25 protein-coding genes and 1 pseudogene are annotated in these 20,846 nt (G+C 60.4%); 7 read left to right on the forward strand and 19 right to left on the reverse strand.

What is annotated here, in order from left to right:
- Nucleotides 1-182, forward strand: a pseudogene (locus AC1DRN_RS18065) (tRNA (guanosine(46)-N7)-methyltransferase TrmB); the annotation flags it as partial.
- Between the two features lie 116 nt (nucleotides 183-298).
- Here the strand turns inward: AC1DRN_RS18065 and AC1DRN_RS18070 are convergent.
- From AC1DRN_RS18070 to AC1DRN_RS18115, 10 genes are all read right to left on the reverse strand, one after another.
- Complete coding sequence (locus AC1DRN_RS18070; protein ID WP_007987827.1) at nucleotides 299-622, reverse strand: DUF3392 domain-containing protein; 324 nt, start codon at nucleotides 620-622, stop codon at nucleotides 299-301.
- A gap of 22 nt (nucleotides 623-644) precedes the next feature.
- Complete coding sequence (hemW, locus tag AC1DRN_RS18075) at nucleotides 645-1,850, reverse strand: radical SAM family heme chaperone HemW (RefSeq protein ID WP_223456682.1); 1,206 nt, start codon at nucleotides 1,848-1,850, stop codon at nucleotides 645-647.
- Nucleotides 1,847-2,443: an RdgB/HAM1 family non-canonical purine NTP pyrophosphatase gene (gene rdgB, locus AC1DRN_RS18080; RefSeq protein WP_223456683.1), complete on the reverse strand. Its 597-nt coding sequence runs from the start codon at nucleotides 2,441-2,443 to the stop codon at nucleotides 1,847-1,849. The genes hemW and rdgB overlap by 4 nt, the downstream gene beginning before the upstream one ends.
- Nucleotides 2,440-2,874 (reverse strand): DUF4426 domain-containing protein, encoded by a 435-nt coding sequence (locus AC1DRN_RS18085; protein WP_223456684.1) that lies wholly within the window; start codon nucleotides 2,872-2,874, stop codon nucleotides 2,440-2,442. The genes rdgB and AC1DRN_RS18085 overlap by 4 nt, the downstream gene beginning before the upstream one ends.
- A gap of 26 nt (nucleotides 2,875-2,900) precedes the next feature.
- On the reverse strand, nucleotides 2,901-3,521 hold the full coding sequence (gene metW / locus AC1DRN_RS18090; protein ID WP_223456686.1) for a methionine biosynthesis protein MetW: 621 nt from the start codon (nucleotides 3,519-3,521) through the stop codon (nucleotides 2,901-2,903).
- 7 nt (nucleotides 3,522-3,528) lie between these two features.
- The gene (gene metX, locus AC1DRN_RS18095) at nucleotides 3,529-4,668 is read right to left on the reverse strand and encodes a homoserine O-succinyltransferase MetX (RefSeq protein ID WP_223456688.1); all 1,140 of its coding nucleotides are present in this window, start codon (nucleotides 4,666-4,668) and stop codon (nucleotides 3,529-3,531) included.
- Nucleotides 4,669-4,850: 182 nt separating this feature from the next.
- A complete protein-coding gene (locus tag AC1DRN_RS18100; RefSeq protein ID WP_223456691.1) occupies nucleotides 4,851-5,147 on the reverse strand; it encodes a DUF167 domain-containing protein in 297 nt (98 codons plus the stop codon).
- A gap of 4 nt (nucleotides 5,148-5,151) precedes the next feature.
- Nucleotides 5,152-5,742, reverse strand: coding sequence for a YggT family protein (locus AC1DRN_RS18105; RefSeq protein WP_223456693.1), 591 nt, complete (start codon nucleotides 5,740-5,742; stop codon nucleotides 5,152-5,154).
- A 10-nt stretch (nucleotides 5,743-5,752) separates the two neighbouring features.
- Complete coding sequence (proC, locus tag AC1DRN_RS18110; protein WP_223456695.1) at nucleotides 5,753-6,571, reverse strand: pyrroline-5-carboxylate reductase; 819 nt, start codon at nucleotides 6,569-6,571, stop codon at nucleotides 5,753-5,755.
- A gap of 34 nt (nucleotides 6,572-6,605) precedes the next feature.
- Entirely contained in the window at nucleotides 6,606-7,292 is a 687-nt protein-coding gene (locus AC1DRN_RS18115) for a YggS family pyridoxal phosphate-dependent enzyme (protein ID WP_223456697.1), read from the reverse strand.
- Between the two features lie 56 nt (nucleotides 7,293-7,348).
- Here AC1DRN_RS18115 and AC1DRN_RS18120 point away from each other — a divergent pair, with 56 nt between their 5' ends.
- A complete protein-coding gene (locus tag AC1DRN_RS18120; RefSeq protein ID WP_223456699.1) occupies nucleotides 7,349-8,383 on the forward strand; it encodes a type IV pilus twitching motility protein PilT in 1,035 nt (344 codons plus the stop codon).
- Nucleotides 8,384-8,512: 129 nt separating this feature from the next.
- Here AC1DRN_RS18120 and AC1DRN_RS18125 read toward each other — a convergent pair whose 3' ends face one another.
- Nucleotides 8,513-9,133: a C40 family peptidase gene (locus AC1DRN_RS18125; RefSeq protein ID WP_223456700.1), complete on the reverse strand. Its 621-nt coding sequence runs from the start codon at nucleotides 9,131-9,133 to the stop codon at nucleotides 8,513-8,515.
- A 251-nt stretch (nucleotides 9,134-9,384) separates the two neighbouring features.
- Here AC1DRN_RS18125 and AC1DRN_RS18130 point away from each other — a divergent pair, with 251 nt between their 5' ends.
- On the forward strand, nucleotides 9,385-9,804 hold the full coding sequence (locus AC1DRN_RS18130; RefSeq protein ID WP_046039250.1) for an NINE protein: 420 nt from the start codon (nucleotides 9,385-9,387) through the stop codon (nucleotides 9,802-9,804).
- Between the two features lie 94 nt (nucleotides 9,805-9,898).
- Here the strand turns inward: AC1DRN_RS18130 and AC1DRN_RS18135 are convergent, their stop codons facing one another.
- From AC1DRN_RS18135 to gshB, 8 genes are all read right to left on the reverse strand, one after another.
- Nucleotides 9,899-10,354 (reverse strand): hypothetical protein, encoded by a 456-nt coding sequence (locus tag AC1DRN_RS18135; protein WP_223456702.1) that lies wholly within the window; start codon nucleotides 10,352-10,354, stop codon nucleotides 9,899-9,901.
- Nucleotides 10,355-10,958: 604 nt separating this feature from the next.
- The gene (locus AC1DRN_RS18140) at nucleotides 10,959-12,230 is read right to left on the reverse strand and encodes a dihydroorotase (protein ID WP_223456704.1); all 1,272 of its coding nucleotides are present in this window, start codon (nucleotides 12,228-12,230) and stop codon (nucleotides 10,959-10,961) included.
- Complete coding sequence (locus AC1DRN_RS18145; protein ID WP_007939362.1) at nucleotides 12,227-13,231, reverse strand: aspartate carbamoyltransferase catalytic subunit; 1,005 nt, start codon at nucleotides 13,229-13,231, stop codon at nucleotides 12,227-12,229. Before AC1DRN_RS18145 ends, AC1DRN_RS18140 begins: the two co-directional genes overlap by 4 nt.
- Before the next feature lie 27 nt (nucleotides 13,232-13,258).
- Nucleotides 13,259-13,762: a bifunctional pyr operon transcriptional regulator/uracil phosphoribosyltransferase PyrR gene (gene pyrR, locus AC1DRN_RS18150; protein WP_223456707.1), complete on the reverse strand. Its 504-nt coding sequence runs from the start codon at nucleotides 13,760-13,762 to the stop codon at nucleotides 13,259-13,261.
- A 79-nt stretch (nucleotides 13,763-13,841) separates the two neighbouring features.
- The gene (gene ruvX, locus AC1DRN_RS18155) at nucleotides 13,842-14,279 is read right to left on the reverse strand and encodes a Holliday junction resolvase RuvX (RefSeq protein ID WP_057398155.1); all 438 of its coding nucleotides are present in this window, start codon (nucleotides 14,277-14,279) and stop codon (nucleotides 13,842-13,844) included.
- Nucleotides 14,279-14,851: a YqgE/AlgH family protein gene (locus AC1DRN_RS18160; RefSeq protein ID WP_223456709.1), complete on the reverse strand. Its 573-nt coding sequence runs from the start codon at nucleotides 14,849-14,851 to the stop codon at nucleotides 14,279-14,281. The genes ruvX and AC1DRN_RS18160 overlap by 1 nt, the downstream gene beginning before the upstream one ends.
- Before the next feature lie 192 nt (nucleotides 14,852-15,043).
- Nucleotides 15,044-15,943 (reverse strand): energy transducer TonB, encoded by a 900-nt coding sequence (locus AC1DRN_RS18165; RefSeq protein ID WP_223456711.1) that lies wholly within the window; start codon nucleotides 15,941-15,943, stop codon nucleotides 15,044-15,046.
- 64 nt (nucleotides 15,944-16,007) lie between these two features.
- Nucleotides 16,008-16,961: a glutathione synthase gene (gshB, locus tag AC1DRN_RS18170; protein ID WP_095944401.1), complete on the reverse strand. Its 954-nt coding sequence runs from the start codon at nucleotides 16,959-16,961 to the stop codon at nucleotides 16,008-16,010.
- Between the two features lie 344 nt (nucleotides 16,962-17,305).
- Between gshB and pilG the strand changes: the two genes are divergently transcribed.
- From pilG to AC1DRN_RS18190, 4 genes are all read left to right on the forward strand, one after another.
- Nucleotides 17,306-17,710 (forward strand): twitching motility response regulator PilG, encoded by a 405-nt coding sequence (pilG, locus tag AC1DRN_RS18175; protein WP_223456712.1) that lies wholly within the window; start codon nucleotides 17,306-17,308, stop codon nucleotides 17,708-17,710.
- A gap of 57 nt (nucleotides 17,711-17,767) precedes the next feature.
- Entirely contained in the window at nucleotides 17,768-18,133 is a 366-nt protein-coding gene (pilH, locus tag AC1DRN_RS18180; protein ID WP_223456713.1) for a twitching motility response regulator PilH, read from the forward strand.
- 10 nt (nucleotides 18,134-18,143) lie between these two features.
- Nucleotides 18,144-18,683, forward strand: a complete 540-nt coding sequence (locus AC1DRN_RS18185; RefSeq protein ID WP_223456714.1) for a chemotaxis protein CheW — start codon at nucleotides 18,144-18,146, stop codon at nucleotides 18,681-18,683.
- 69 nt (nucleotides 18,684-18,752) lie between these two features.
- A complete protein-coding gene (locus tag AC1DRN_RS18190; RefSeq protein WP_223456715.1) occupies nucleotides 18,753-20,813 on the forward strand; it encodes a methyl-accepting chemotaxis protein in 2,061 nt (686 codons plus the stop codon).
- The last annotated feature ends 33 nt before the right edge of the window (nucleotides 20,814-20,846 follow it).

Here is a 20,846-nt window from a genome sequence, read left to right on the forward strand (position 1 = left end):
ATTGGGAACCGTACGCCGAATACATGCTGGAAGTGATGAGCGTCGCGCCGGGTTACCGCAATCTTGCCGAAGACGGCAAGTGCGTACCGCGCCCGGCCGAGCGGCCGATCACCAAGTTCGAACGCCGTGGCGAACGTCTTGGGCATGGCGTGTGGGATTTGAAGTTCGAGAAGTTGGCGTAAAACCTGTGGGAGCGMGCTTGCTCGCGATGGCGGCCTGACAGTCAACATAGATGTTGAATGTGATGGCCTCATCGCGAGCAAGCTCGCTCCCACAGTTGTCTGTGTGTGCCGCAGGATCAGCGGCGGTCAGCGACCACGCCAATCAACACCAACACCACCAGCAACACTGGCGCCAGGCTGTAGTTGTTGAACTGGCTCAGGCCGCGCACGACCCACGGCGTGGCGTAGATCAGTGCCGCGCCGCTACCGATCATGCACAGCAGGGACATCAGCGGCACGCGCAATGCGCCGGCGATGCTGCCCAGACGCTGCTCGACCCAGCCTTTGAAATCCGCACCGAACAGCACCAGCAGGCAACCCACCAGGGCCAGGGCGATTTCCGAGAGGTTGCTGCGGCTCCAGCGAGACACGGTGGCAAGCAGGTCGAGTACCAAATCCATTCGTTTTCCCTTAAGGCTGAAATCAGCTCAGAAATTTCTGCAGCAAGTCGTTGAGGAAGAGTTGTCCGCGCTCGGTGGCTACCAGACGTGACGGTTCGACCTGCAACAGGCCGCTTTGTTCGGCTTCACGGCGGCCCTCAGCAAGGCTTTCCAGCGTCATGCCGGTACGTTCCGGGTACAGCCGCGATTCGACGCCTTCAGTCAGGCGCAGCGCGTTCATCAGGAATTCGAACGGCATTTCATCATTGGTCAGCGCTTTCTCGCCAGCCTGGAAGCTTTTCGCCGGATTCAGGTAGTCCTTCGGCAGGCGGGTCTTCCAGGTGCGAATGATGCGCCCGTCCGGATGGCTGAGCTTGCCATGGGCGCCCGCGCCGATGCCGATGAAGTCGCCAAAACTCCAGTAATTGAGGTTATGACGCGCCGGGCGACCTGGCAGGGCATAGGCCGAGACTTCGTATTGCGCGTAACCGTGTTCAGCCAACAACGCTTGCCCGGCTTCCTGAATGTCCCACAGCGTGTCGTCTTCCGGCAGCGTTGGCGGCTGGTTCCAGAACACCGTGTTCGGTTCCAGGGTCAGTTGATACCACGACAGGTGTGTCGGTTTCAGGGCGATGGCTGTGCGCAGGTCCGCCAGGGCATCATCCAGGGACTGGTTCGGCAAGCCATGCATCAAGTCCAGGTTGAAGTTGTCGAACCCGGCCTGTCGCGCCATGCCGGCGGCACGTACGGCTTCGTCACCGTTGTGAATCCGCCCCAGGGCCTCGAGTTTTTCTTGCTGGAAACTCTGGATGCCGATCGACAGGCGATTGATCCCCAGTTTCCGGTACGCCACGAACTTGTCTTGCTCGAACGTCCCCGGATTGGCTTCCAGCGTGATTTCGATGTCGCTGGCAAACGGGATGCGCTGTTCGACGCCTTTGAGCAAGCGACCCAGCGAATCAGCACTGAACAGGCTTGGCGTGCCGCCCCCAAAGAAAATCGAGCTCAGCTCACGACCATAAACGGCGTGCAGGTCTTGATCGAGATCGGCCAGCAAGGCGTCGACGTACTCTTCTTCCGGCAGCACGGGGCTGGCGGTGTGGGAGTTGAAGTCGCAATAAGGGCATTTGCGTACGCACCACGGGATGTGGATGTACAGCGCCAGGGGTGGCAGCACAGGCAGCGCTGCCCTGGGCGTTTGTGCGGCGCCACCGAAGATCAGTGGCTTTGCTGCGGAATCGTGGGTCATTTCAAGCCCAGACGCTGGCGCAGCAGATCCATTGCACGGGCGCGGTGGCTGATCTGGTTCTTGTCGCTTGGGCTCAGTTCGGCGCTGGAGCAATCGCGCTCCGGCACCCAGAACAGCGGGTCGTAGCCGAAACCGTGTTCGCCGCTGGCCTCGGTCAGGATGCGCCCGTGCCACAAACCTTCGCAGAGGATCGGCAACGGATCATCGGCGTGACGCACCAAGGCCAGCACGCAGACGAACTGCGCGCTACGTTCTGCTTCAGGCACATCTTTCAGCACGTCGAGCAGTTTGGCGTTGTTCGCCGCATCGCCCTTGCCGTCGGCATAACGCGCCGAGTAGATGCCTGGCGCGCCGCCCAGGAAATCCACCGCCAGCCCGGAATCGTCGGCCAGCGCCGGCAGGCCGGAAATGCGCGCGGCATTGCGGGCTTTCAGGATCGCGTTCTCGACGAACGACAGGCCGGTTTCTTCAGGCTCGACGCTGCTGAACTCGCCAATCGAGCGCAGATGCACCGATTCACCGAGCATGGCCTGGAGCTCCTTGAGTTTGCCGGCGTTATGGCTGGCCAATACGAGTTGTGTGAAGTTGATCATTGGCCGGGGAAGAGCTCTTGGTTGAAATTGATGGTGTTGATTTTGTCGCCGGTCTGCACCTTGATGTCGAAGGTGCGGGTTTCCTGCTGCGGTACCGGGAATTGGGCGATGTAGTAGATCGCACCTTGTTCAGTGATCTGGCGGAACTTCAGGTCCACACTTTGGCTGGTCAGGTCTTTGACCGTACCGCTGACCTGCGCCATCTGCGGTTTGCCGTCCTTGAGCACCGCAATGTTGATCACGCCCTGGTTCTTGCTGCGGGTGAGTTCGGCGGACTTGGCAATGTCCGGTGTCAGGTAGGTGGAGTTGAAGGTGTTGTAGTGCACCGTCACGTCACCGAAGGTTTCCTTGCGCTCGCCCTTGATGGCGTCGGCGGCCATGGCGGTGACGCTCAGGCAGGCAGTGAGTAGAAGCAACGCTAGACGACCCATGATCGTTCTCCTTGAAATAGGGTGGATCAGACCGCGACCTTGTGGTCGGAAAGTCCCGGACTGCTCACGCGGTAGATTCCGATCTCACCTAACAGATTAGGCCATAGCTTACTGGCCCACCCGTGCCGATGTTGTTGATCCACGGCAAGCCGATCAATGACCTTCGCCTCACGTTCGCGACACAAGGCTTCAAAGTCCGCGAAGGTGCAGAAGTGAATGTTCGGCGTGTTGTACCAGGTATACGGCAGGAACTCGGAAACCGGCATCCGGCCCTTGCTCGCCAGGTACCAGCGGCAGCGCCAGTGACCGAAGTTGGGGAAGGTGATGATGCACTGCCGGCCCACGCGCAGCATTTCCTCGAGGATCCTGTCCGGGTAGTGCACGGCTTGCAGTGCCTGGGTCATGACCACGATGTCGAAACTGTTGCTGGCAAAGTTGCCCAGGCCCTTGTCCAGGTCCTGTTCGATGACGTTGATGCCCTTGGCCACGCACTCGGCAATGTTGTCGGCGTCGTTTTCCAGGCCATAACCGGTGACTTGCTTGTTATCGCGCAGCCAGGTCAGCAGTTCGCCATCGCCGCACCCGAGGTCGAGCACGCGGCTGCCGGCGGGGATCCATTCCTGGATGATTTCCAGATCAGCTCTCATGGCTTTCTCACAGCGTAATGCGGTTCATGTAATTGCCGAATGCCTGCAGGTAGCGTGGGATCGGAATCAGGAAGGCGTCGTGGCCTTGCGGGGCGTCGATCTCGAGGTAGCAGACGTCCTTGCGCGCGGCCATCAGCGCGTCCACCAGTTCCCGCGAGCGGGCAGGGGAGAAGCGCCAGTCGGTGGTGAACGACATCACGCAGAACTTGGCCTTGGCACCTTCAAAGGTTTTCGCCAGGTTATCGTCGAAGTTCGCCGCCGGATCGAAGTAGTCGAGCGCTTTGGTCATCAACAGATACGTATTGGCATCGAAGCGCCCGGAGAACTCTTCGCCCTGATAGCGCAGGTAGCTTTCCACCTGGAACTCGACGCTGTGGAAGTCGTAGTTGAGCTTCTCGCTCTTGAGCCCGCGGCCGAATTTCTCGCCCATGGAGTCGTCGGACAGGTAGGTGATGTGCCCGACCATCCGCGCCAGCATCAGGCCGCGCTTGGGGATCACGTTGTGTTCCTGGAACGAACCGCCGTGGAACTCCGGGTCGGTGAGGATCGCCTGGCGCGCCACTTCGTTGAACGCGATGTTCTGTGCCGACAGCTTGGGTGCCGAGGCGATGGCCAGGCAGTGACGGATGCGGTCAGGGTAGGTGATGCTCCATTGCATCGCCTGCATGCCGCCGAGGCTGCCGCCGATCACGGCTGCGAATTGGGCGATACCGAGACGGTCCGCCAGACGCGCCTGGCTGTGCACCCAGTCTTCCACGGTCAATACCGGAAAGTCGGCACCGAACGGCTTGCCGGTGTCCGGATTGATGCTGCTCGGGCCGGTGGAGCCGTTGCAGCCGCCGAGGTTGTTCAGGCTGACCACGAAGAACTTGCTGGTGTCGATCGGCTTGCCGGGACCGATGCAGCTGTCCCACCAACCGGGTTTGCGGTCGTCGGCGCTGTGGTAGCCAGCGGCGTGGTGGTGGCCGGACAGGGCGTGGCAGATCAGCACGGCATTGCTCGCCGTGGCGTTGAGCGTGCCGTAGGTTTCGTAAATCAGGTCATAGGCCGGGAGCGAACGGCCGCAGGCGAGAGCCAGGGCTTCGCTGAAGTGCGCCACTTGCGGCGTCACCAGACCAACAGAATCGGGGGGAAAGGCAGCTGGCATCGACCCTGCTCTCGTTGAAATGAGGCGTAAGTCTAAAGACCGCTGGGGTTAGCGGCAAGCAAAGGCCCGAGCTGATTTTTTCATGTAAGACCGAGGTGCGGCCATCGCGGGCAAGCCACGCTCCCACAGGGGTACGCATTCCAATGTGGGAGCGAGCTTGCTCGCGATGAACGATGACGCGGTCAGCCCGTCGGGCGCACCAGATCCGGCAAGTCCGGCAACTTCTTCGGCGAGCAGATCCGCACCCGTTTCTGCCGGTTCAACTCGCCACTGATCAGGCTGACCTGGCTCTTGGACACGCCAAAGGCCTTGGCCAGAAACGCCATCAAATACGCGTTGGCCTTGCCCTCGACTGGCGGCGCGGTCAGGCGGATCTTCAGGCGATCGCCGTGCAGCCCGCAGAAGTCATCGCTACGGGCTGCCGGTTGCAGGTGACACTCCAGAATCAGGTCGTCACCGTCCCAGCGAAACCAGCTCACCGGGTCAGATCAACACGCGGAGGATTTCCGGCATCATGGTCATGGCGGCGAGGTTGTTGATCACCAGCATGTCGACCAGTTTGATGGCCAGGAACGCAAAGATCGGCGACAGATCCAGTCCGCCCAGATTCGGCAGGAACTTGCGGAATGGCGCCAGGGCCGGTTCGCAGACGTCGTTCACCAGTTCGGCACCCGGGTTATGGCTGCCCGGAGCGACCCAGGACAGGATTACGCTGATGATGAGGGCGAAGAAGAAAATCTTCATGAACAGCGCGGTCACGCCGATGACCGACCAGATCAGCAGTGGTAGCGGGTTGCCGGTGGTGCCGTAGGTCAGCAGCAGGGTCAGGGCCATCAGCGCCAGTTGTACCAGGATCGCCAGCACCAGCGAGGACATGTCCAGGCCGAATACGCTCGGGATGATCCGGCGCAGTGGCTTGAGCAGTGGCTGAGTGGCCTTGACGATGAACTGGCAGATCGGGTTGTAGAAGTTCGCCCGCACCAGTTGCAGTACGAAGCGCATCAGCACGATCAGCAGGTACAGGCTGCCGAGGGTTTGCAGCACGTAGACCGCTGCGGTATTCAATCCAATCATGAAAAGCTCCTTATTGACCCAGTTGTTCAGCCATCTCGGCCGAGCGATGCGCGGCAGCGCCGAGTGCTTTTTCGACCAGGGCTTCGAAGCCATTGGCCTGGAACGACTTGATTGCAGCTTCTGTGGTGCCCGCAGGCGAGGTGACGCGGCGGCGCAACTCGGCCGCGTCGACGTCGCTGGAGACGGCCATTTGGGCGGCGCCCAGTGCGGTTTGCAAGGTCAGTTGCGCGGCGATGTCCGCTGGCAGGCCAAGTTTCACGCCAGCGGCGGTCATGGCCTCGATCAGCAGGAAGAAATACGCCGGGCCCGAGCCTGAAACGGCGGTGACGGCGTCCAGTTGCTGCTCTTCATTCAGCCATAAGGCGATGCCGACTGCGGACAGCAGTTCCTGGGCCTGCTGACGCTGTTCGGCGGTCACTTCGGCTGTCGCGAACAGGCCGCTCGCGCCCTGACGCACCAGCGCTGGGGTGTTGGGCATGCAGCGCACGATCGGCTGGGTGCCGAGCCAGTTGTTCATGCTGGCGCAGGTGATGCCCGCGGCAATCGAAACCACCAGTTGATCGGGCTTGAGGCTTGGGCGAAGCGCTTCGCACACGGCTTTCATCGCCTGGGGCTTGACCGCCAGCACGACCACGTCGGCACCGTCGATGGCCTGGGCGTTGTCGGCGAAGGTTTCGATGCCATGCTCAGCACTCACGCGGGCGCGGGTTTCTTCGCCCGGATCGCTAGCGCGAATCTGTGCGGCTTCCAGACCCTTGGCCCGCAGGCCGCCAATCAGACTGGCGGCCATGTTGCCGGCACCGATAAAGGCAATACGTGTCTTGCTCATGTCAGGTCCTTATTCAGAAGTGTGTCAGCCATGTTTACGGCTGGCCGTAGTCGCGGGCGCCAAACAGGGCCGTACCAATACGGACCCAAGTGGCGCCCTGGGCGATGGCTGACTCAAGGTCGTGGCTCATGCCCATGGAAAGTGTGTCGAGCGGCAGGTTCAGGCTGGCTTGCAGGCTTTGCACGGCAGCGAAAGCGGCATCCTGGGCGGCGCGATCTTCAGTCGGTTCAGGAATAGCCATCAACCCGCGCAACTTCAAGCGCGGGAGGGCACTGATGGCGTTGGCCAGGGCCGGCAGGTCGGCCGGGGTGCAGCCGGATTTGCTGGCTTCACCGCTGACGTTGACCTGGATGCAGATATTCAGTGGCGGCAGATCGGCGGGACGTTGTTCGGACAGGCGTTGTGCGATTTTCAGGCGATCCACGGAATGCACCCAGTCGAAGTGCTCGGCGATGGCACGAGTCTTGTTCGATTGAATGGGGCCGATGAAGTGCCAGATCAAGGGCAGGTCGGCCAGTTCGAGCTGTTTGCCCAACGCTTCCTGCAGGTAGTTCTCGCCAAAGTCGCGCAAGCCGGCGGCGTAGGCTTCACGCAGGTCTTGTGCGGGTTTGGTCTTGCTCACGGCCAGCAGCTGGACGCTGTTCTCGGCGCGGTTGGCGGCGAGTGTTGCGGCATGGATGCGCGAACTAACTTCGAGAATGTTGTCTGCTATGGTGGACATCAAGAGGCGCCAGCGGTCTGAAGGTTCGCGGCATTCTACTGGAATTGAGAGACGCTATGGATATCACCGAACTGCTGGCATTCAGCGCCAAACAGGGGGCATCCGACCTGCACTTGTCCGCCGGCCTGCCGCCGATGATTCGGGTGGATGGCGATGTGCGGCGCATCAACCTGCCGGCCCTGGAGCACCAGCAGGTGCAGGTGCTGATCCATGCCATCATGAATGACGCCCAGCGGGTGGATTTCGAGAAACACCTGGAAACCGATTTTTCCTTTGAGGTGCCCGGTGTGGCGCGCTTCCGGGTCAATGCGTTCAATCAGAACCGTGGCGCGGGCGCTGTGTTTCGTACCATCCCGTCGAAAGTGCAGGGCATGGACGAACTGGGCATGGGGGACGTGTTTCGCAAAATGACCGACGCACCCCGTGGCCTGGTGCTGGTGACTGGCCCGACCGGTTCCGGCAAGTCCACCACGCTGGCGGCGATGATCGATTACCTCAATACCCATCGCCATCACCACATCCTCACCATCGAAGACCCTATCGAGTTTGTCCACGAGCCGCGCAAGTGCCTGATCAACCAGCGTGAGGTTCATCGAGATACCCGCAGCTTCGCCACCGCCTTGCGATCGGCACTGCGGGAAGACCCGGATGTGATTCTGGTGGGCGAAATGCGCGATCTGGAGACCATTCGCCTGGCGTTGACCGCCGCCGAAACCGGCCATCTGGTGTTCGGCACGCTGCACACCACGTCGGCGGCGAAAACCATCGACCGGGTAGTCGACGTGTTTCCGGGGGACGAGAAGTCGATGGTGCGTTCGATGCTCTCCGAGTCGCTGCTGGCGGTGGTGTCCCAGACCCTGGTGAAGAAAATCGGCGGCGGACGCATCGCGGCCCACGAGATCATGCTGGGGACATCGGCGATCCGGAACCTGATCCGCGAGGACAAGGTGGCGCAGATGTATTCGGCGATTCAGTCGGGAGGGTCGTTGGGGATGCAGACGCTGGATATGAGTTTGAAGGACCTGGTGACCAAGGGTTTGGTCAGTCGTGACCATGCGCGGGAGAAGGCGCGGTTACCGGATAACTTCTGAGGGAGTGGCTGTGCTTTCAAGGGCCCCATCGCGAGCAAGCTCGCTCCCACAGGGGGGCGCATCCCAATGTGGGAGCGAGCTTGCTCGCGATGGGGGCATCATGTTCGATGCAGATTCATGACACTGAAATCAGCGCTGAACGACGCGCAACTGATTCGGCTCTTTCGGCAGAACCCGCTTGGCAACCACGTAGTGGTTTTCCCAGTACGGTTTATTCAAAGTGTCGATGGACACCGACTTGCCGCGACGTGGCGCGTGGATGAAGCGATCGTTGCCCAGGTAAATGGCAACGTGATTGACCCGACGGCTCTTGATGTTGAAGAAAATCAGGTCGCCGGGCTTCAGGTCATTGCGATCGACTTTCTCCCCATGACCGCTGGCCATGGCATTGGAGGTGCGTGGCAGGTCGAACGAGGCGTCGTTGAACGCGTACTTCACCAGGCCGCTGCAATCGAAGCCTTTGCTTGGGCTGCTGCCGCCCCAACGATAGGGAGTGCCAAGGACGTTCACGGCGCGGCTCAGCACGTCGCTGCTTTCCTTGGTGCCCATCGGTGGAACCAGGCCGCTTTTGCTGCTGGCCAGGCTCGGAGCATATCTGGCGGATTTTTTGTCTTTGCTCGAAGGAGCAGAGGCATGGGATTTTGGGGTGTAACCATTAACGTTAGGAAGACGTTGCTCACGATTGGTGGCGTGGGCGGCCAGTGGCATCAAAAGGCAAATGGTTAGCCATGTCTTGAAAAATGAACGCATTAGGCAAGGCTCTTAATAGGTCAGCGCGCAACTTTATAACAGCTTTTTTGCCGCTTCCGAGGCCGTTGGTCGATTCAATCTGGAGGGCAATAGTGGCAAAAAAGCGGCAAAATGACGCAATTGTCGGACAGAAGTCCGGTGTTACAAGGCTTTGACGGGAGTGAAGGTAGCATTTGCCATACGTCGGATGCCTGTAAAAAAGTCACAAAGAATTAAAGAATATTTATCTATCGTGGGAATCGAGGTCATTCATGAACCCCTATCAACAGGCTGTCCAGCAGCAAGACACTCACAGCAAAGTGATCGGTTACCTGCTGTGGATTTTCGGTTTTACCGGCGCACACCGCTTCTATTACGGCAAGCCGGTGACCGGGACGATCTGGTTCTTCACCTTCGGCTTGCTCGGGATCGGTTGGCTGATCGACCTTTTCCTGATCCCGGCGATGGATCGCGAGGCTGACCTGCGGTTTACAGCCGGCCCGATCGAATACAACGTGGCGTGGATCCTGCTGACGTTTCTCGGGGTGTTTGGCGTGCACAGGATGTATCAGGGGAAATGGATCAGCGGACTGCTGTACCTGGTGACGGGCGGGTTGTTCTTTATTGGCGTGCTGTATGACTTCTGGACGTTGAATGACCAGGTGTCGGTGCGTAATGCACAGAGTCGTTGATTTCTGCGGCGAGGGGCAGGCCCCCTCGCCGCAGGCTTTTACTTCTGTTGACTGATCCAGCTATCTGCCTGCTTGAGTTATAGCCCATGAGTGGTTACTGAAATGCTTTCAGTAATTGAAGTTGAAGCGTTAAAAAAGCCATTGTGCTGAAGCTGTAGAAGATTGAAATGATGAAGTGGTTTGGGGTGGCCCAGTAATTTATGCTGTCGGCGAGAATCGCAAGCGATGCAATTGCAATTATTAATGCTGATATTTTTATCAAGGTTGAATTGGTGTGGCGGGCTTTTCTGTATAAAAATATTTGCATTAGGTGAAACATGAATAATACTAAGCCCGCAATCAGGATCGCACCTATTGGTATTCCGATTGAATCTCGATCTATGTCGTAAATGCCGGTGCTCAAATTTTTTTCTATGGTAAATATTGCTACGCTGGAAGTGAGCGCTAAAAGTAAAGGGTAGATGTAGTTCAGGTGTTTGTAGAGGGGCTTCATGTTGGCTCTTCCTGAATGCAGAAGCTCATAAATAAAGGCATTTATACCGTTTTTCATTCCGGCCAACCATGGAGCATACCCACTTCGGCTGAGGAAATGACGGGCCGTCGCACAGGTCTCCAGTTGAACACAGGATTAACTGTAAGCCTCCTGAGTTTCCCGTTATTCCTTTCGTTAGATAGGAGGTGTGGTAAGTCCATTTTTCATGTCTGGCTCCTTGTTTGTACAGCATTTGTATTCAGGGTGTTTGTAGTGATTTTTCTTTGTGCTGTTTTTATGTTAAATGATAGGTGTTGAATTTGCATTCAATAAGTTTGTAGGATGTTTCTGAATATTGCGAAGTTCCTTTCGCATAGGTGGTGAGTAGTCAGGAAGTTCTATTCATTGGATAGTTTTATTCGCCATCGTTTGTGGAAATGTTCTTGATGCAGATGTGTCGTTAGGGAGAGGCAGTGGATGACGGAGTAGGGGGAGGAGGGCTGTATGGCTTCTGGACGTTGAATGATCAGGTTTCCGTGCGCAACTCGCAGAGTAGGGGCGCTTTCTAAGACGCCATCGCGGGCAAGCCCGCTCCCACAGTGTTATCGGTTGGCTGCGAAATTTGCATCAACGCAGATTTACTGTGGGAGCGAGCCTGCTCGCGAATGCAGGCGACGCGGAGTTACGCCTGGTGGCTAATGCGCCCATCCACCAGGGTATAACGCACCACACCCGGCAGGCTGTGGCCAATGAACGGGCAGTTTTCGCCCTTGGATAGCCAGGTTTCACCCGCCACGGTCGAGGCCGCCGGGTCGAACAGTACGATGTCCGCCGCACCACCCACCGCCAGTTTGCCTGCTGGCAGGCGCAAGGCCTCGGCAGGGCCGGCACTCAGGCGCTTGAGCAGTGTCGGCAGGTCCAGCAAGCCATCTTCGACCAGGGTCATCGCCAGCGGCAACAGCAGTTCGACGCTGCTGATGCCCGGCTCGGTTGCGCCGAACGGTGCCAGTTTGGCGTCACGCTCATGGGGTTGGTGATGACTGGAGATGGCCGAGATCACGCCTGATTTCACCGCTGCGCGCAGGCCTTCGCGGTCGGCGCGGGTGCGTAGCGGCGGCTGGACGTGATACAGGCTGCTGAAGTCGATCAGCGCTTCGTCGGTGAGGATCAGCTGGTACAGGGCGACATCCGCGGTCACCTTCAGGCCCCGGGCCTGGGCCTGGGCGATCAATTCAACACCGCGGGCGCTGGTGAGCTGGCTGAAGTGCGCGCGCACGCCGGTCTGTTCAACCAGCAGCAGATCCCGGGCCAGGGCGACGGTCTCGGCACTTTCCGGGATGCCCGGCAAGCCAAGGAAGCTGGCGGTCGGGCCTTCGTGAGCCAGGCCGCCCTCGGCCAGGTCGTGATCCTGGGAGTTGAAAATCACCGTCAGGTCGAAGGTCGCTGCGTAGTCCAGCGCCCGGCACAGGGTGCGGTTGTTGCGAAAGCTCTCCAGGCCGTTGCCGAAGGCCACGCAACCGGCATCGCGCAGTGCCACCAGCTCTGCCAGCTGTTCGCCGTCCAGGCCTTTGCTCAGGGCGCCAATCGGGAAGACTTTGGTGTTGCCGGCCTCGCGGGCGCGGTCGAGGATCAGTTCGGCCACCGCCGAGGTGTCCAGCACCGGTTTGGTTTTTGGCGGGCAGCACAGGCTGGTCACGCCGCCAGCCGCCGCTGCGCGGGTTTCGCTGACAATCGAGCCTTTGCGGCTGTAACCCGGCTCACGCAGGGCAACGTTGAGGTCAACCAGGCCGGGAGCGGCCACCAGGCCTTTGGCGTCGATCGTGTCGACGGCGACAAAACCGGCTGGCGCAACGCCAAGGGCGACGACTTTGCAGGCTTCAATGTGGATGTCGGTCACTTGATCCAGGCCACTGGCCGGATCGATCACGCGGGCACCGAGAATGCTGAGCTTCACTGGGCGTTCTCCTGCTCGAATTGGCGCTGGGCTGTTTGCCCGCTCATGGCCATGGACAGCACGGCCATACGAATCGCGATGCCATAGGTCACTTGGTTGAGGATCACCGAGTGCGGGCCGTCGGCCACCGCCGACTCGATTTCCACGCCGCGGTTGATCGGCCCCGGGTGCATCACGATGGCATCGGGCTTGGCACCGGCCAGGCGCGCGGTGGTCAGGCCGAACAGGCGGTAGAACTCGCCTTCGCTCGGCAGCAGGCCGCCGGTCATGCGTTCACGCTGCAGGCGCAGCATGATCACCACGTCGACATCTTTCAGGCCTTCGGTCATGTCGGTGTAGACCTTTACGCCGTATTGCTCGATGCCGATCGGCAGCAGGGTTTTCGGCGCGATCACGCGGATGTCCGGGCAACCGAGGGTTTTCAGCGCCAGCATGTTCGAGCGTGCGACCCGCGAGTGCAGGATGTCGCCGACGATGGCCACCGAAAGGTTTTCGAAACCGCCCTTGTGTCGGCGGATGGTCAGCATGTCGAGCATGCCCTGGGTCGGGTGCGCGTGCCGGCCGTCACCGCCGTTGATGATCGCCACCTGTGGGCAAACATGTTCGGCGATGAAGTGCGCGGCGCCGGAATCGCCGTGGCGCACGACGAACATGTCGGCGGCCATGGCTTCCAGGTTGCGCAGAGTGTCGAGCAGGGTTTCGCCCTTGCTCGCCGACGACGTGGACACGTTGAGGGTAATCACATCCGCCGAGAGCCGCTGGGCCGCCAGTTCGAAGGTGGTGCGGGTGCGGGTCGAGTTTTCGAAGAACACGTTGCACACGGTCTTGCCGCGCAGCAGCGGGACTTTTTTCACGGCCCGGGCGCCGACTTCGAGGAAGGAGTCGGCGGTGTCGAGGATTTCCGTCAACAGCTCGCGGCGCAAACCGTCGAGCGAGAGGAAGTGGCGCAGCTGACCCTGATCATTGAGCTGCAGCGGGCGCTTGGTTTCTAGAGGCGTCATCGCGAGGGGGACTCTCAATAGGGCGAATTAAAGGGCGAGGTCTTGCAGTTCGAGCGCGAGCTCCGGGCCAGACAGCTTTACCCGTTCGTGGGCAGCCAGGGACAGGGTCGCGCCTACCACGTTCGGGCGGATCGGCAGCTCGCCGGCGTCCAGATCCAGCAGGCACACCAGCGTCACGCTGGCCGGGCGGCCGTAGTCGAACAGTTCGTTCATGGCGGCGCGGATGGTCCGACCGCTCATCAGCACGTCGTCGATCAGCACCAGGTGCTGGCCTTCGATCTCGAACGGCAGCGCCGAAGGGCGAACCTGCGGGTGCAGGCCGTTCTGGCTGAAATCGTCGCGGTAGAAGGACACGTCGAGAGTGCCGAGGGGCTCATTGCTGCCCAGTTCCTTGAGCAGGGCCTGGGCCACCCAGACGCCGCCGGTACGGATGCCGATGAAACGCGGGTCGCTGATGCCTCGTTTGGCCAAATAAGCGTCAAGTCGGGTTGCCATCTGGCTGACCAGTTCGGCGGGATTGGGCAGGCTCATGGTTGCTCCTTCTTGGGTTCGAGCCAGCTTGTGCGCAAAATGGCTCGGGTTGTAGCTAATGGAGACGCACAACGGCTCTTCAGGACTCGAACAGTGCGCCATTTTCGTCGAGCCAGCCTTGCAGCAGCAGGGCGGCGGCGATGGCATCGACCGGGTTGTCACGGTAACTGCCTTTCTGGCCGCCCCGGGCCAGGCGTTCGCCCTTGGCCTCAAAGGTGGTCAGGCGTTCATCGTGGGTATAGAAGGGCAGGTTGAAGCGGCCGTTCAGGCGCCGGGCGAACTTTTCTGCGCGGGCGCACATGTCACTGGGGGTGCCGTCCATGTTCAGCGGCAGGCCGACCACCACGGCATCGGGCTTCCATTCTTTGATGAGGGCTTCGACCTGGTTCCAGTCGGGAATGCCGTTCTGCGCTTTCAGGGTGCACAGCTCGCGGGCCTGGCCGGTCACCACCTGGCCGACCGCAACACCAATCTGTTTGGTGCCGTAGTCGAATCCGAGAATCAGCCGCAGGGCCATCAGGCGTGCCCCGCCTGGCTGGTCAGCAGGCTGAGGTTCACGCCCAGATGTTTGGCTGCCGCTTCCAGGCGCAGTTCGCTGCTGGTGTTGAACAGGATGTCGGCGTCAAACGGGCAGGTCAGCCAGGCGTTCTGCGCCAGTTCGGCCTCCAGCTGCCCGGCTTCCCAGCCGGCATAGCCGAGGGCAATCAGGCTTTTGGCCGGGCCGACGCCGTCAGCGATGGCGAACAGTATGTCCTGGGTGGTCGACAGGGATAATTCGTCTTCCAGATCAACGGTTGCCTGGAAGCTCAGCCCCTTGGGGTGAAGGACAAAGCCGCGATCGGTCTGCACCGGGCCGCCGACAAAGATCGGCACATGCTGGCAGAGCGCTGGCGGTTCGATATCCGGGCGCAATTGCTCAAGGATATCGGCCAGACTCAGCTCTTGCGGACGGTTGACCACCAGCCCCATGGCACCATTGGCCGTGTGCTCGACGATGTAGGTCAAGGTGTGCGCAAAGTTCGGGTCGGCCATGTGCGGCATGGCGATCAGGAATTGATGCTTGAGGTAGCTGGGGCTGACGTTTTTCATGAGCGCTAGTGTGGCGTTCGAGGGGCGAACTGACAAGCTGGGGATGCACAGGAAATGCCTCAAATCCCCACTGACGACTTGGATTCCTGTGGGAGCGAGCTTGCTCGCGATGACAACTTCACATTCAACAGAGATGTCGACTGCCAGGCCGCCATCGCKAGCAAGCTCGCTCCCACAGGGTTTCGGGGGTGGTCAGTTGCTTGAGAGCCTGTCCCCACGGGCAAACTTCCAGGTGCGGATGATCTCCAGCCGGTCAACATCCGAGAGATCCCCGGTAAACGGTGCAAACGGCGCCGCCAGCCGGACGATTCGTTGCGCCGCCTGGTCCAGCAGCGGCTGGCCGGAAGACTCCAGCACCAGTACTTCATACAGCGAACCGTCGCGATTGATCGACACCATCAGGCGCAAGTTGCCGTAGATCTGTTTGCGCCGCGCTTCGTCGGGGTAATTGAGGTTGCCGATGCGCTCGACTTTCTTGCGCCATTCGTCCTTGTACCAGGCGCCCTTGTCGCGCATGGTCGAGGCCGCGCTCAAGCGGTGAATGCGCGGGCGCTTGGCGTACAGCTGTTGTTCGGCGGCCAGTTCCGCTTCCAGGCTGGCGATGTCGCTGGACAGCTGCTCGCTGTCGAACGTCGGTGCCTGGACCTGGGATTTGACCTCGGTCTTGGGCTCCTCGGTCTTGGCGGGGGCTTTTTTCGGTTTCGGTGCCACGGTGGTCACGGCAGCCTTGGGCGGGGCTTCCTGCGTTTCAGGCTTGGCGGCCGGCGGTGGCGTGACCTTTTGCACCTTGTTGTCCTGGAACGGCGCGACCTCGGTGGTCTTGGGAATCGCCTTTTTATCCAGGGTGCCGCTGCCTTGCTGATTCTCCTGGGCGAGGAAGTCGGCCTTTTCAGGCTTCTTTTCGCTTTTGAAGGTGGCGAGGGTGATTTCCAGGGTTTTGCTGATCTGCTTTGGTTCGACCACTGCAAACCCGACACCCAACAGCAAGGCCAGGTGGATCAGCGCCGCCAGAAACAGGGTAAAACCGAGGCGATCGGCCGGGCGCACGCCACGGTGGGCGAGTTCGGCAGGCAGATCGGACGGGAGGGTCATGACAAGGAAACCAACATCGCGTTTTCACAGGCCGCGCATGATAACGCAATGTTGGTTTGGCTAATCAACGTGCCTTGAGCTTCTGATCGATGGCATCCATCAGCATGCCGCCGATGTCGGTGCCAAACGCGTTATCAATCTCGCGAATGCAGGTCGGGCTGGTGACGTTGATCTCGGTCAGGTGCTCGCCGATCACGTCCAGGCCAACGAACAACAGGCCTTTTTCACGCAGGGTCGGGCCGACTTGCGCGGCGATCCAGCGGTCCTTGTCGGTCAGCGGGCGGGCTTCGCCACGGCCACCGGCGGCGAGGTTGCCACGGGTTTCGCCCTTGGCCGGAATCCGCGCCAGGCAATAATCCACAGGCTCGCCATCGATCATCAGGATGCGCTTGTCACCATCGACGATAGCTGGCAGGTAACCCTGGATCATGATTTGCTGCTGACCATGCAGGGTCAGGGTTTCGAGGATCACCGAGAGGTTCGGGTGGCCGGCGGTGTGGCGGAAAATCGAGGAGCCGCCCATGCCGTCCAGCGGCTTGAGAATCACATCGCCATGGTGATCGGCGAATTCGCGCAGTACGTCCGGGCGGCGGCTGACGATGGTCGGCGGCGTGCACTGCGGGAACAGTGTGGCGAACAGCTTTTCGTTGCAGTCGCGAAGGCTTTGCGGCTTGTTGACCACCAGCACACCGGCGCGCTCGGCTTGTTCCAGCAAATAAGTGGAGTAGACGAACTCCATGTCGAACGGCGGATCCTTGCGCATCAGGATCACGTCCAGATCGCTTAGCAGTGCGTCGCTTTCAGCGCCCAGTTCGAACCATTTTTCCGGGTTGGCGAACACCTGCAGCGGACGCATCCGCGCCCGCGCCTGGCCTTCGCCCTGATAGAGGTCGCGCTGCTCCATGTAGAACAGCTCCCAGCCGCGCTTTTGCGCGGCCAGCAGCATGGCCAGCGAGCTATCCTTTTTATAGGAAATGCTGGCGATAGGGTCCATGACAATCCCGACGCGAACGCTCATTGGGTTTTCCTCGAAATTTTGGGGGCTTGTGCCGATCTGTAGGAGCGAGCCTGCTCGCGATGGATGTCAGAGCACCGCGTTCATCCAGCCAGCACGCGTCATCGTTAGCGATCATCGCGAGCAGGCTCGCTCCTACAAAGAGCCGTATAAAAGTGGCGTCAGAGTGGCGCTGAGTGTGTTCCCGGTCAAGGAAAAACCACCTTGAAGGTCGGCCGATAGATTGGTTTTGGAGACTGTGCTAAAAAGGCTGCCAAGTGGTAATGGCCCTTGAACATCAAGGGTTTCGAGCTGCCGTTAACCGGCAAACGGACAAATTGTTTCGCAAAGGCGACGGTAGAGCATTTATGGAACAGCACCCCAGCGCCTTGAAGGTCATGGTGATCGACGATTCGAAGACGATTCGTCGCACCGCCGAAACGCTGTTGAAGAGCGTCGGGTGCGAAGTCATTACCGCCATCGACGGCTTCGATGCCCTGGCCAAGATTGCCGACAACCATCCCGGCATCATCTTTGTCGACATCATGATGCCGCGCCTGGATGGCTACCAGACCTGCGCCCTGATCAAGAACAACAGCGCGTTCAAGTCCACGCCGGTGATTATGCTGTCGTCCAAGGACGGGCTGTTCGACAAGGCCAAGGGGCGCATCGTCGGCTCCGACCAGTTTTTGACCAAGCCTTTCAGCAAGGAAGAATTGCTTGATGCGATCCAGGCCCATGTACCGGGTTTCGCCGCCGTTTTGCCGCAGTAGGACACGCACAGTGACGCTCGGCCATCGGGCCCGGCGTCGACAAGAATGGGGAAGACCATGGCACGTATTCTGATCGTCGATGATTCGCCGACCGAAATGTACAAACTGACCGGCATGCTGGAAAAGCACGGTCATGAAGTGTTGAAAGCCGAAAACGGCGCCGACGGTGTGGCCCTGGCCCGCCAGGAAAAACCCGACGCGGTGCTGATGGACATTGTCATGCCCGGCCTCAACGGCTTCCAGGCGACCCGTCAGCTCACCAAGGATCCGGAAACCGGACACATCCCGGTGATCATCATCACCACCAAGGACCAGGAAACCGACAAGGTCTGGGGCACGCGCCAGGGCGCCAGGGATTACCTGACCAAACCGGTCGATGAAGACACCCTGATCAATACCCTGAACAACGTGCTGGCCGGTTGATCGTCAGGTCATGAACGAGTCGCTGACGGCTTTTGAGCTGCTGCTGCAAATCGACCGGCGCTGTCGTTTGCTGGCGGCGGACTTGCCGTCCCAGCCACCCCGGCGGGACAGCTGGAGCGGCATCGGTTTTCGCCTGGGCGAGCACTGGTACGTCGCGCCCATGAGCGAAGTCAGCGAAGTCCTGCACGAGCCGCGCGTCACTCAGCTGCCGGGGGTCAAACCCTGGGTCAAGGGTGTCGCCAACCTGCGCGGGCGTTTGCTGCCGGTCATGGACTTGTGCGGCTTCTTCGGGCACGAGCTTTCGGCGGTGCGCGGGCAGCGGCGGGTGTTGGTGGTGGAACATGAAGAGGTGTTTGCCGGGTTGTTGGTCGACGAAGTCTTCGGCCTCCAGCACTTTGCCCAGGACAGCCTGGAGCCGGTGCTGGCAGAAGAGTTGAAAGGGCCTATGGCGGCGTTCGTCAAAGGCCGGTTTCAGCGCGAGCAGTGCTGGCAGGTGTTCAGCCCGTTTGCGTTGACGCAGTCTCAGGGGTTCATGAACGTCGCGGTGTAGTTGGAGCAAGCTCGCTCCCACAGGTTCCCCGGTAAGTCTTGGAAGGTGCTGGTTAACAGGCGAGGACCGATGATAAAAGCAAAAGCAGGCAAGCCATTGGAAGGGTCGCGCAGCCGGTCGCAGATTATCGTGCTGTTCATCGCGCTGATCGTCTTCATCATGCTGCTGTTCGCCAACTTCGCGTACCTCAACACCCAGGCTACCTACGACAAACAGTACATCGGCCACGCGGGCGAACTGCGCGTGCTGTCCCAGCGTATCGCCAAGAACGCCACCGAAGCCGCCGCCGGCAAGGCTGCCGCGTTCAAGTTGCTCAGCGATGCGCGCAACGACTTCGCCCAGCGCTGGGGTTATCTGAAAAAGGGCGACCCGGCCACCGGCCTGCCGCCGGCCCCTGCTACCGTGCGTCCGGAGATGCGCGCGGTGCAACAGGACTGGGAACGCCTGCTGAAAAACACCGATGCGATTCTTTCCAGCGAGCAAACCGTACTGTCGCTGCATCAGGTCGCCGCGACCCTGGCCGAAACCGTGCCGCAGTTGCAGGTCGAGTACGAAAAAGTCGTCGAGATTCTCCTGCAACGGGGCGCTCCGGCGGCCCAGGTGGCGATGGCCCAGCGCCAATCGCTGCTGGCCGAGCGGATCCTCGGCGCGGTCAACACGGTATTGGCCGGCGACGAAAATTCACAGCAGGCCGCCGATGCGTTCGGACGTGATGCGACGCAGTTCGGCAAGGTGCTCAACGGCATGCTCCAGGGCGACCCGGCGCTCAAGGTCAGCCAGGTCGAAGATCGTGACGCCCGTGCGCGTCTCGCGGAAATCTCCGAGCTGTTCGAGTTCGTCTCGGGCTCGGTGGACGAGATCCTCGAAACCTCGCCGGAGCTGTTCAAGGTCCGCGAATCGGCCTCGAACATTTTCAGTCTGTCGCAAACCCTGCTCGATGAAGCCTCGCACTTGGCCAACGGTTTCGAAAACCTGGTCGGTGGACGCACCACCGACACCATTGGTGGTTACGTACTGGGCTTGCTGGCGCTGGCTTCGATCATCCTGATCGGCATGGTGATGGTGCGCGAAACCAATCGTCAGTTGCGCGAAACCGCGGAGAAAAACGAGCGTAACCAGAACGCGATCATGCGCCTGCTCGACGAGATCGAAGACCTGGCCGACGGCGACCTCACGGTGACCGCCTCGGTGACCGAAGACTTTACCGGCACCATCGCCGATTCGATCAATTACTCCGTCGACCAGTTGCGCGATCTGGTCGCGACCATCAACCTCACCGCCGGCCAGGTCGCAGCCGCCGTGCAGGAAACCCAGGCCACCGCCATGCACCTGGCCCAAGCGTCGGAGCATCAGGCCCAGCAGATTTCCGAGGCCTCCATGGCAATCAACGACATGGCCGAGTCGATCGACCAGGTGTCGGCCAACGCAGCTGAATCTTCGGCGGTTGCCGAGCGCTCGGTGGAAATCGCCAACAAGGGCAACGAGGTGGTGCACAACACCATCCACGGCATGGACAACATTCGCGAGCAGATCCAGGACACCGCCAAGCGCATCAAGCGCCTGGGCGAGTCGTCCCAGGAAATCGGCGACATTGTCAGCCTGATCGATGACATTGCCGACCAGACCAACATCCTTGCCCTCAACGCGGCTATCCAGGCGTCCATGGCCGGTGACGCCGGTCGCGGTTTCGCCGTGGTCGCCGATGAAGTGCAGCGCCTGGCCGAGCGCTCATCCGCCGCCACCCGGCAGATCGAAACCCTGGTGCGGGCGATCCAGACCGACACCAACGAAGCGGTCATCTCCATGGAGCAGACGACGACCGAAGTGGTGCGCGGCGCCCGTCTGGCGCAGGATGCCGGTGTGGCCCTGGAAGAAATCGAAGGCGTCTCCAAGACGCTCGCGGCATTGATCCAGAGCATTTCCAATGCGGCGCAACAGCAGACGTCGTCGGCCGGTCAGATTTCCCTGACGATGAACGTGATCCAGCAGATCACCTCGCAGACGTCGTCGGGTTCCACCGCCACGGCCGATAGCATCGGCAACCTGGCGAAAATGGCCAGTCAATTGCGTCGTTCGGTGTCCGGTTTCACCTTGCCGGATGCCAAGGCGCAGGTTGTGGACAAAGCTTGAACCGCCCATGGGTATCTGAATTGTGATTGGAGT

This window comes from Pseudomonas sp. P5_B3 (genome assembly GCF_056400405.1).

Coding starts and splice junctions, on each gene's coding strand:
- AC1DRN_RS18070 (WP_007987827.1), bottom strand. CDS start 622: ATGGATTTGGTACTCGACCTGCTTGCCACCGTGTCTCGCTGGAGCCGC.
- hemW (WP_223456682.1), bottom strand. CDS start 1,850: ATGACCCACGATTCCGCAGCAAAGCCACTGATCTTCGGTGGCGCCGCA.
- rdgB (WP_223456683.1), bottom strand. CDS start 2,443: ATGATCAACTTCACACAACTCGTATTGGCCAGCCATAACGCCGGCAAA.
- AC1DRN_RS18085 (WP_223456684.1), bottom strand. CDS start 2,874: ATGGGTCGTCTAGCGTTGCTTCTACTCACTGCCTGCCTGAGCGTCACC.
- metW (WP_223456686.1), bottom strand. CDS start 3,521: ATGAGAGCTGATCTGGAAATCATCCAGGAATGGATCCCCGCCGGCAGC.
- metX (WP_223456688.1), bottom strand. CDS start 4,668: ATGCCAGCTGCCTTTCCCCCCGATTCTGTTGGTCTGGTGACGCCGCAA.
- AC1DRN_RS18105 (WP_223456693.1), bottom strand. CDS start 5,742: ATGATTGGATTGAATACCGCAGCGGTCTACGTGCTGCAAACCCTCGGC.
- proC (WP_223456695.1), bottom strand. CDS start 6,571: ATGAGCAAGACACGTATTGCCTTTATCGGTGCCGGCAACATGGCCGCC.
- AC1DRN_RS18115 (WP_223456697.1), bottom strand. CDS start 7,292: ATGTCCACCATAGCAGACAACATTCTCGAAGTTAGTTCGCGCATCCAT.
- AC1DRN_RS18120 (WP_223456699.1), top strand. CDS start 7,349: ATGGATATCACCGAACTGCTGGCATTCAGCGCCAAACAGGGGGCATCC.
- AC1DRN_RS18125 (WP_223456700.1), bottom strand. CDS start 9,133: ATGCGTTCATTTTTCAAGACATGGCTAACCATTTGCCTTTTGATGCCA.
- AC1DRN_RS18130 (WP_046039250.1), top strand. CDS start 9,385: ATGAACCCCTATCAACAGGCTGTCCAGCAGCAAGACACTCACAGCAAA.
- AC1DRN_RS18135 (WP_223456702.1), bottom strand. CDS start 10,354: ATGAAAAACGGTATAAATGCCTTTATTTATGAGCTTCTGCATTCAGGA.
- AC1DRN_RS18145 (WP_007939362.1), bottom strand. CDS start 13,231: ATGACGCCTCTAGAAACCAAGCGCCCGCTGCAGCTCAATGATCAGGGT.
- pyrR (WP_223456707.1), bottom strand. CDS start 13,762: ATGAGCCTGCCCAATCCCGCCGAACTGGTCAGCCAGATGGCAACCCGA.
- ruvX (WP_057398155.1), bottom strand. CDS start 14,279: ATGGCCCTGCGGCTGATTCTCGGATTCGACTACGGCACCAAACAGATT.
- AC1DRN_RS18160 (WP_223456709.1), bottom strand. CDS start 14,851: ATGAAAAACGTCAGCCCCAGCTACCTCAAGCATCAATTCCTGATCGCC.
- AC1DRN_RS18165 (WP_223456711.1), bottom strand. CDS start 15,943: ATGACCCTCCCGTCCGATCTGCCTGCCGAACTCGCCCACCGTGGCGTG.
- gshB (WP_095944401.1), bottom strand. CDS start 16,961: ATGAGCGTTCGCGTCGGGATTGTCATGGACCCTATCGCCAGCATTTCC.
- pilG (WP_223456712.1), top strand. CDS start 17,306: ATGGAACAGCACCCCAGCGCCTTGAAGGTCATGGTGATCGACGATTCG.
- pilH (WP_223456713.1), top strand. CDS start 17,768: ATGGCACGTATTCTGATCGTCGATGATTCGCCGACCGAAATGTACAAA.
- AC1DRN_RS18185 (WP_223456714.1), top strand. CDS start 18,144: ATGAACGAGTCGCTGACGGCTTTTGAGCTGCTGCTGCAAATCGACCGG.
- AC1DRN_RS18190 (WP_223456715.1), top strand. CDS start 18,753: ATGATAAAAGCAAAAGCAGGCAAGCCATTGGAAGGGTCGCGCAGCCGG.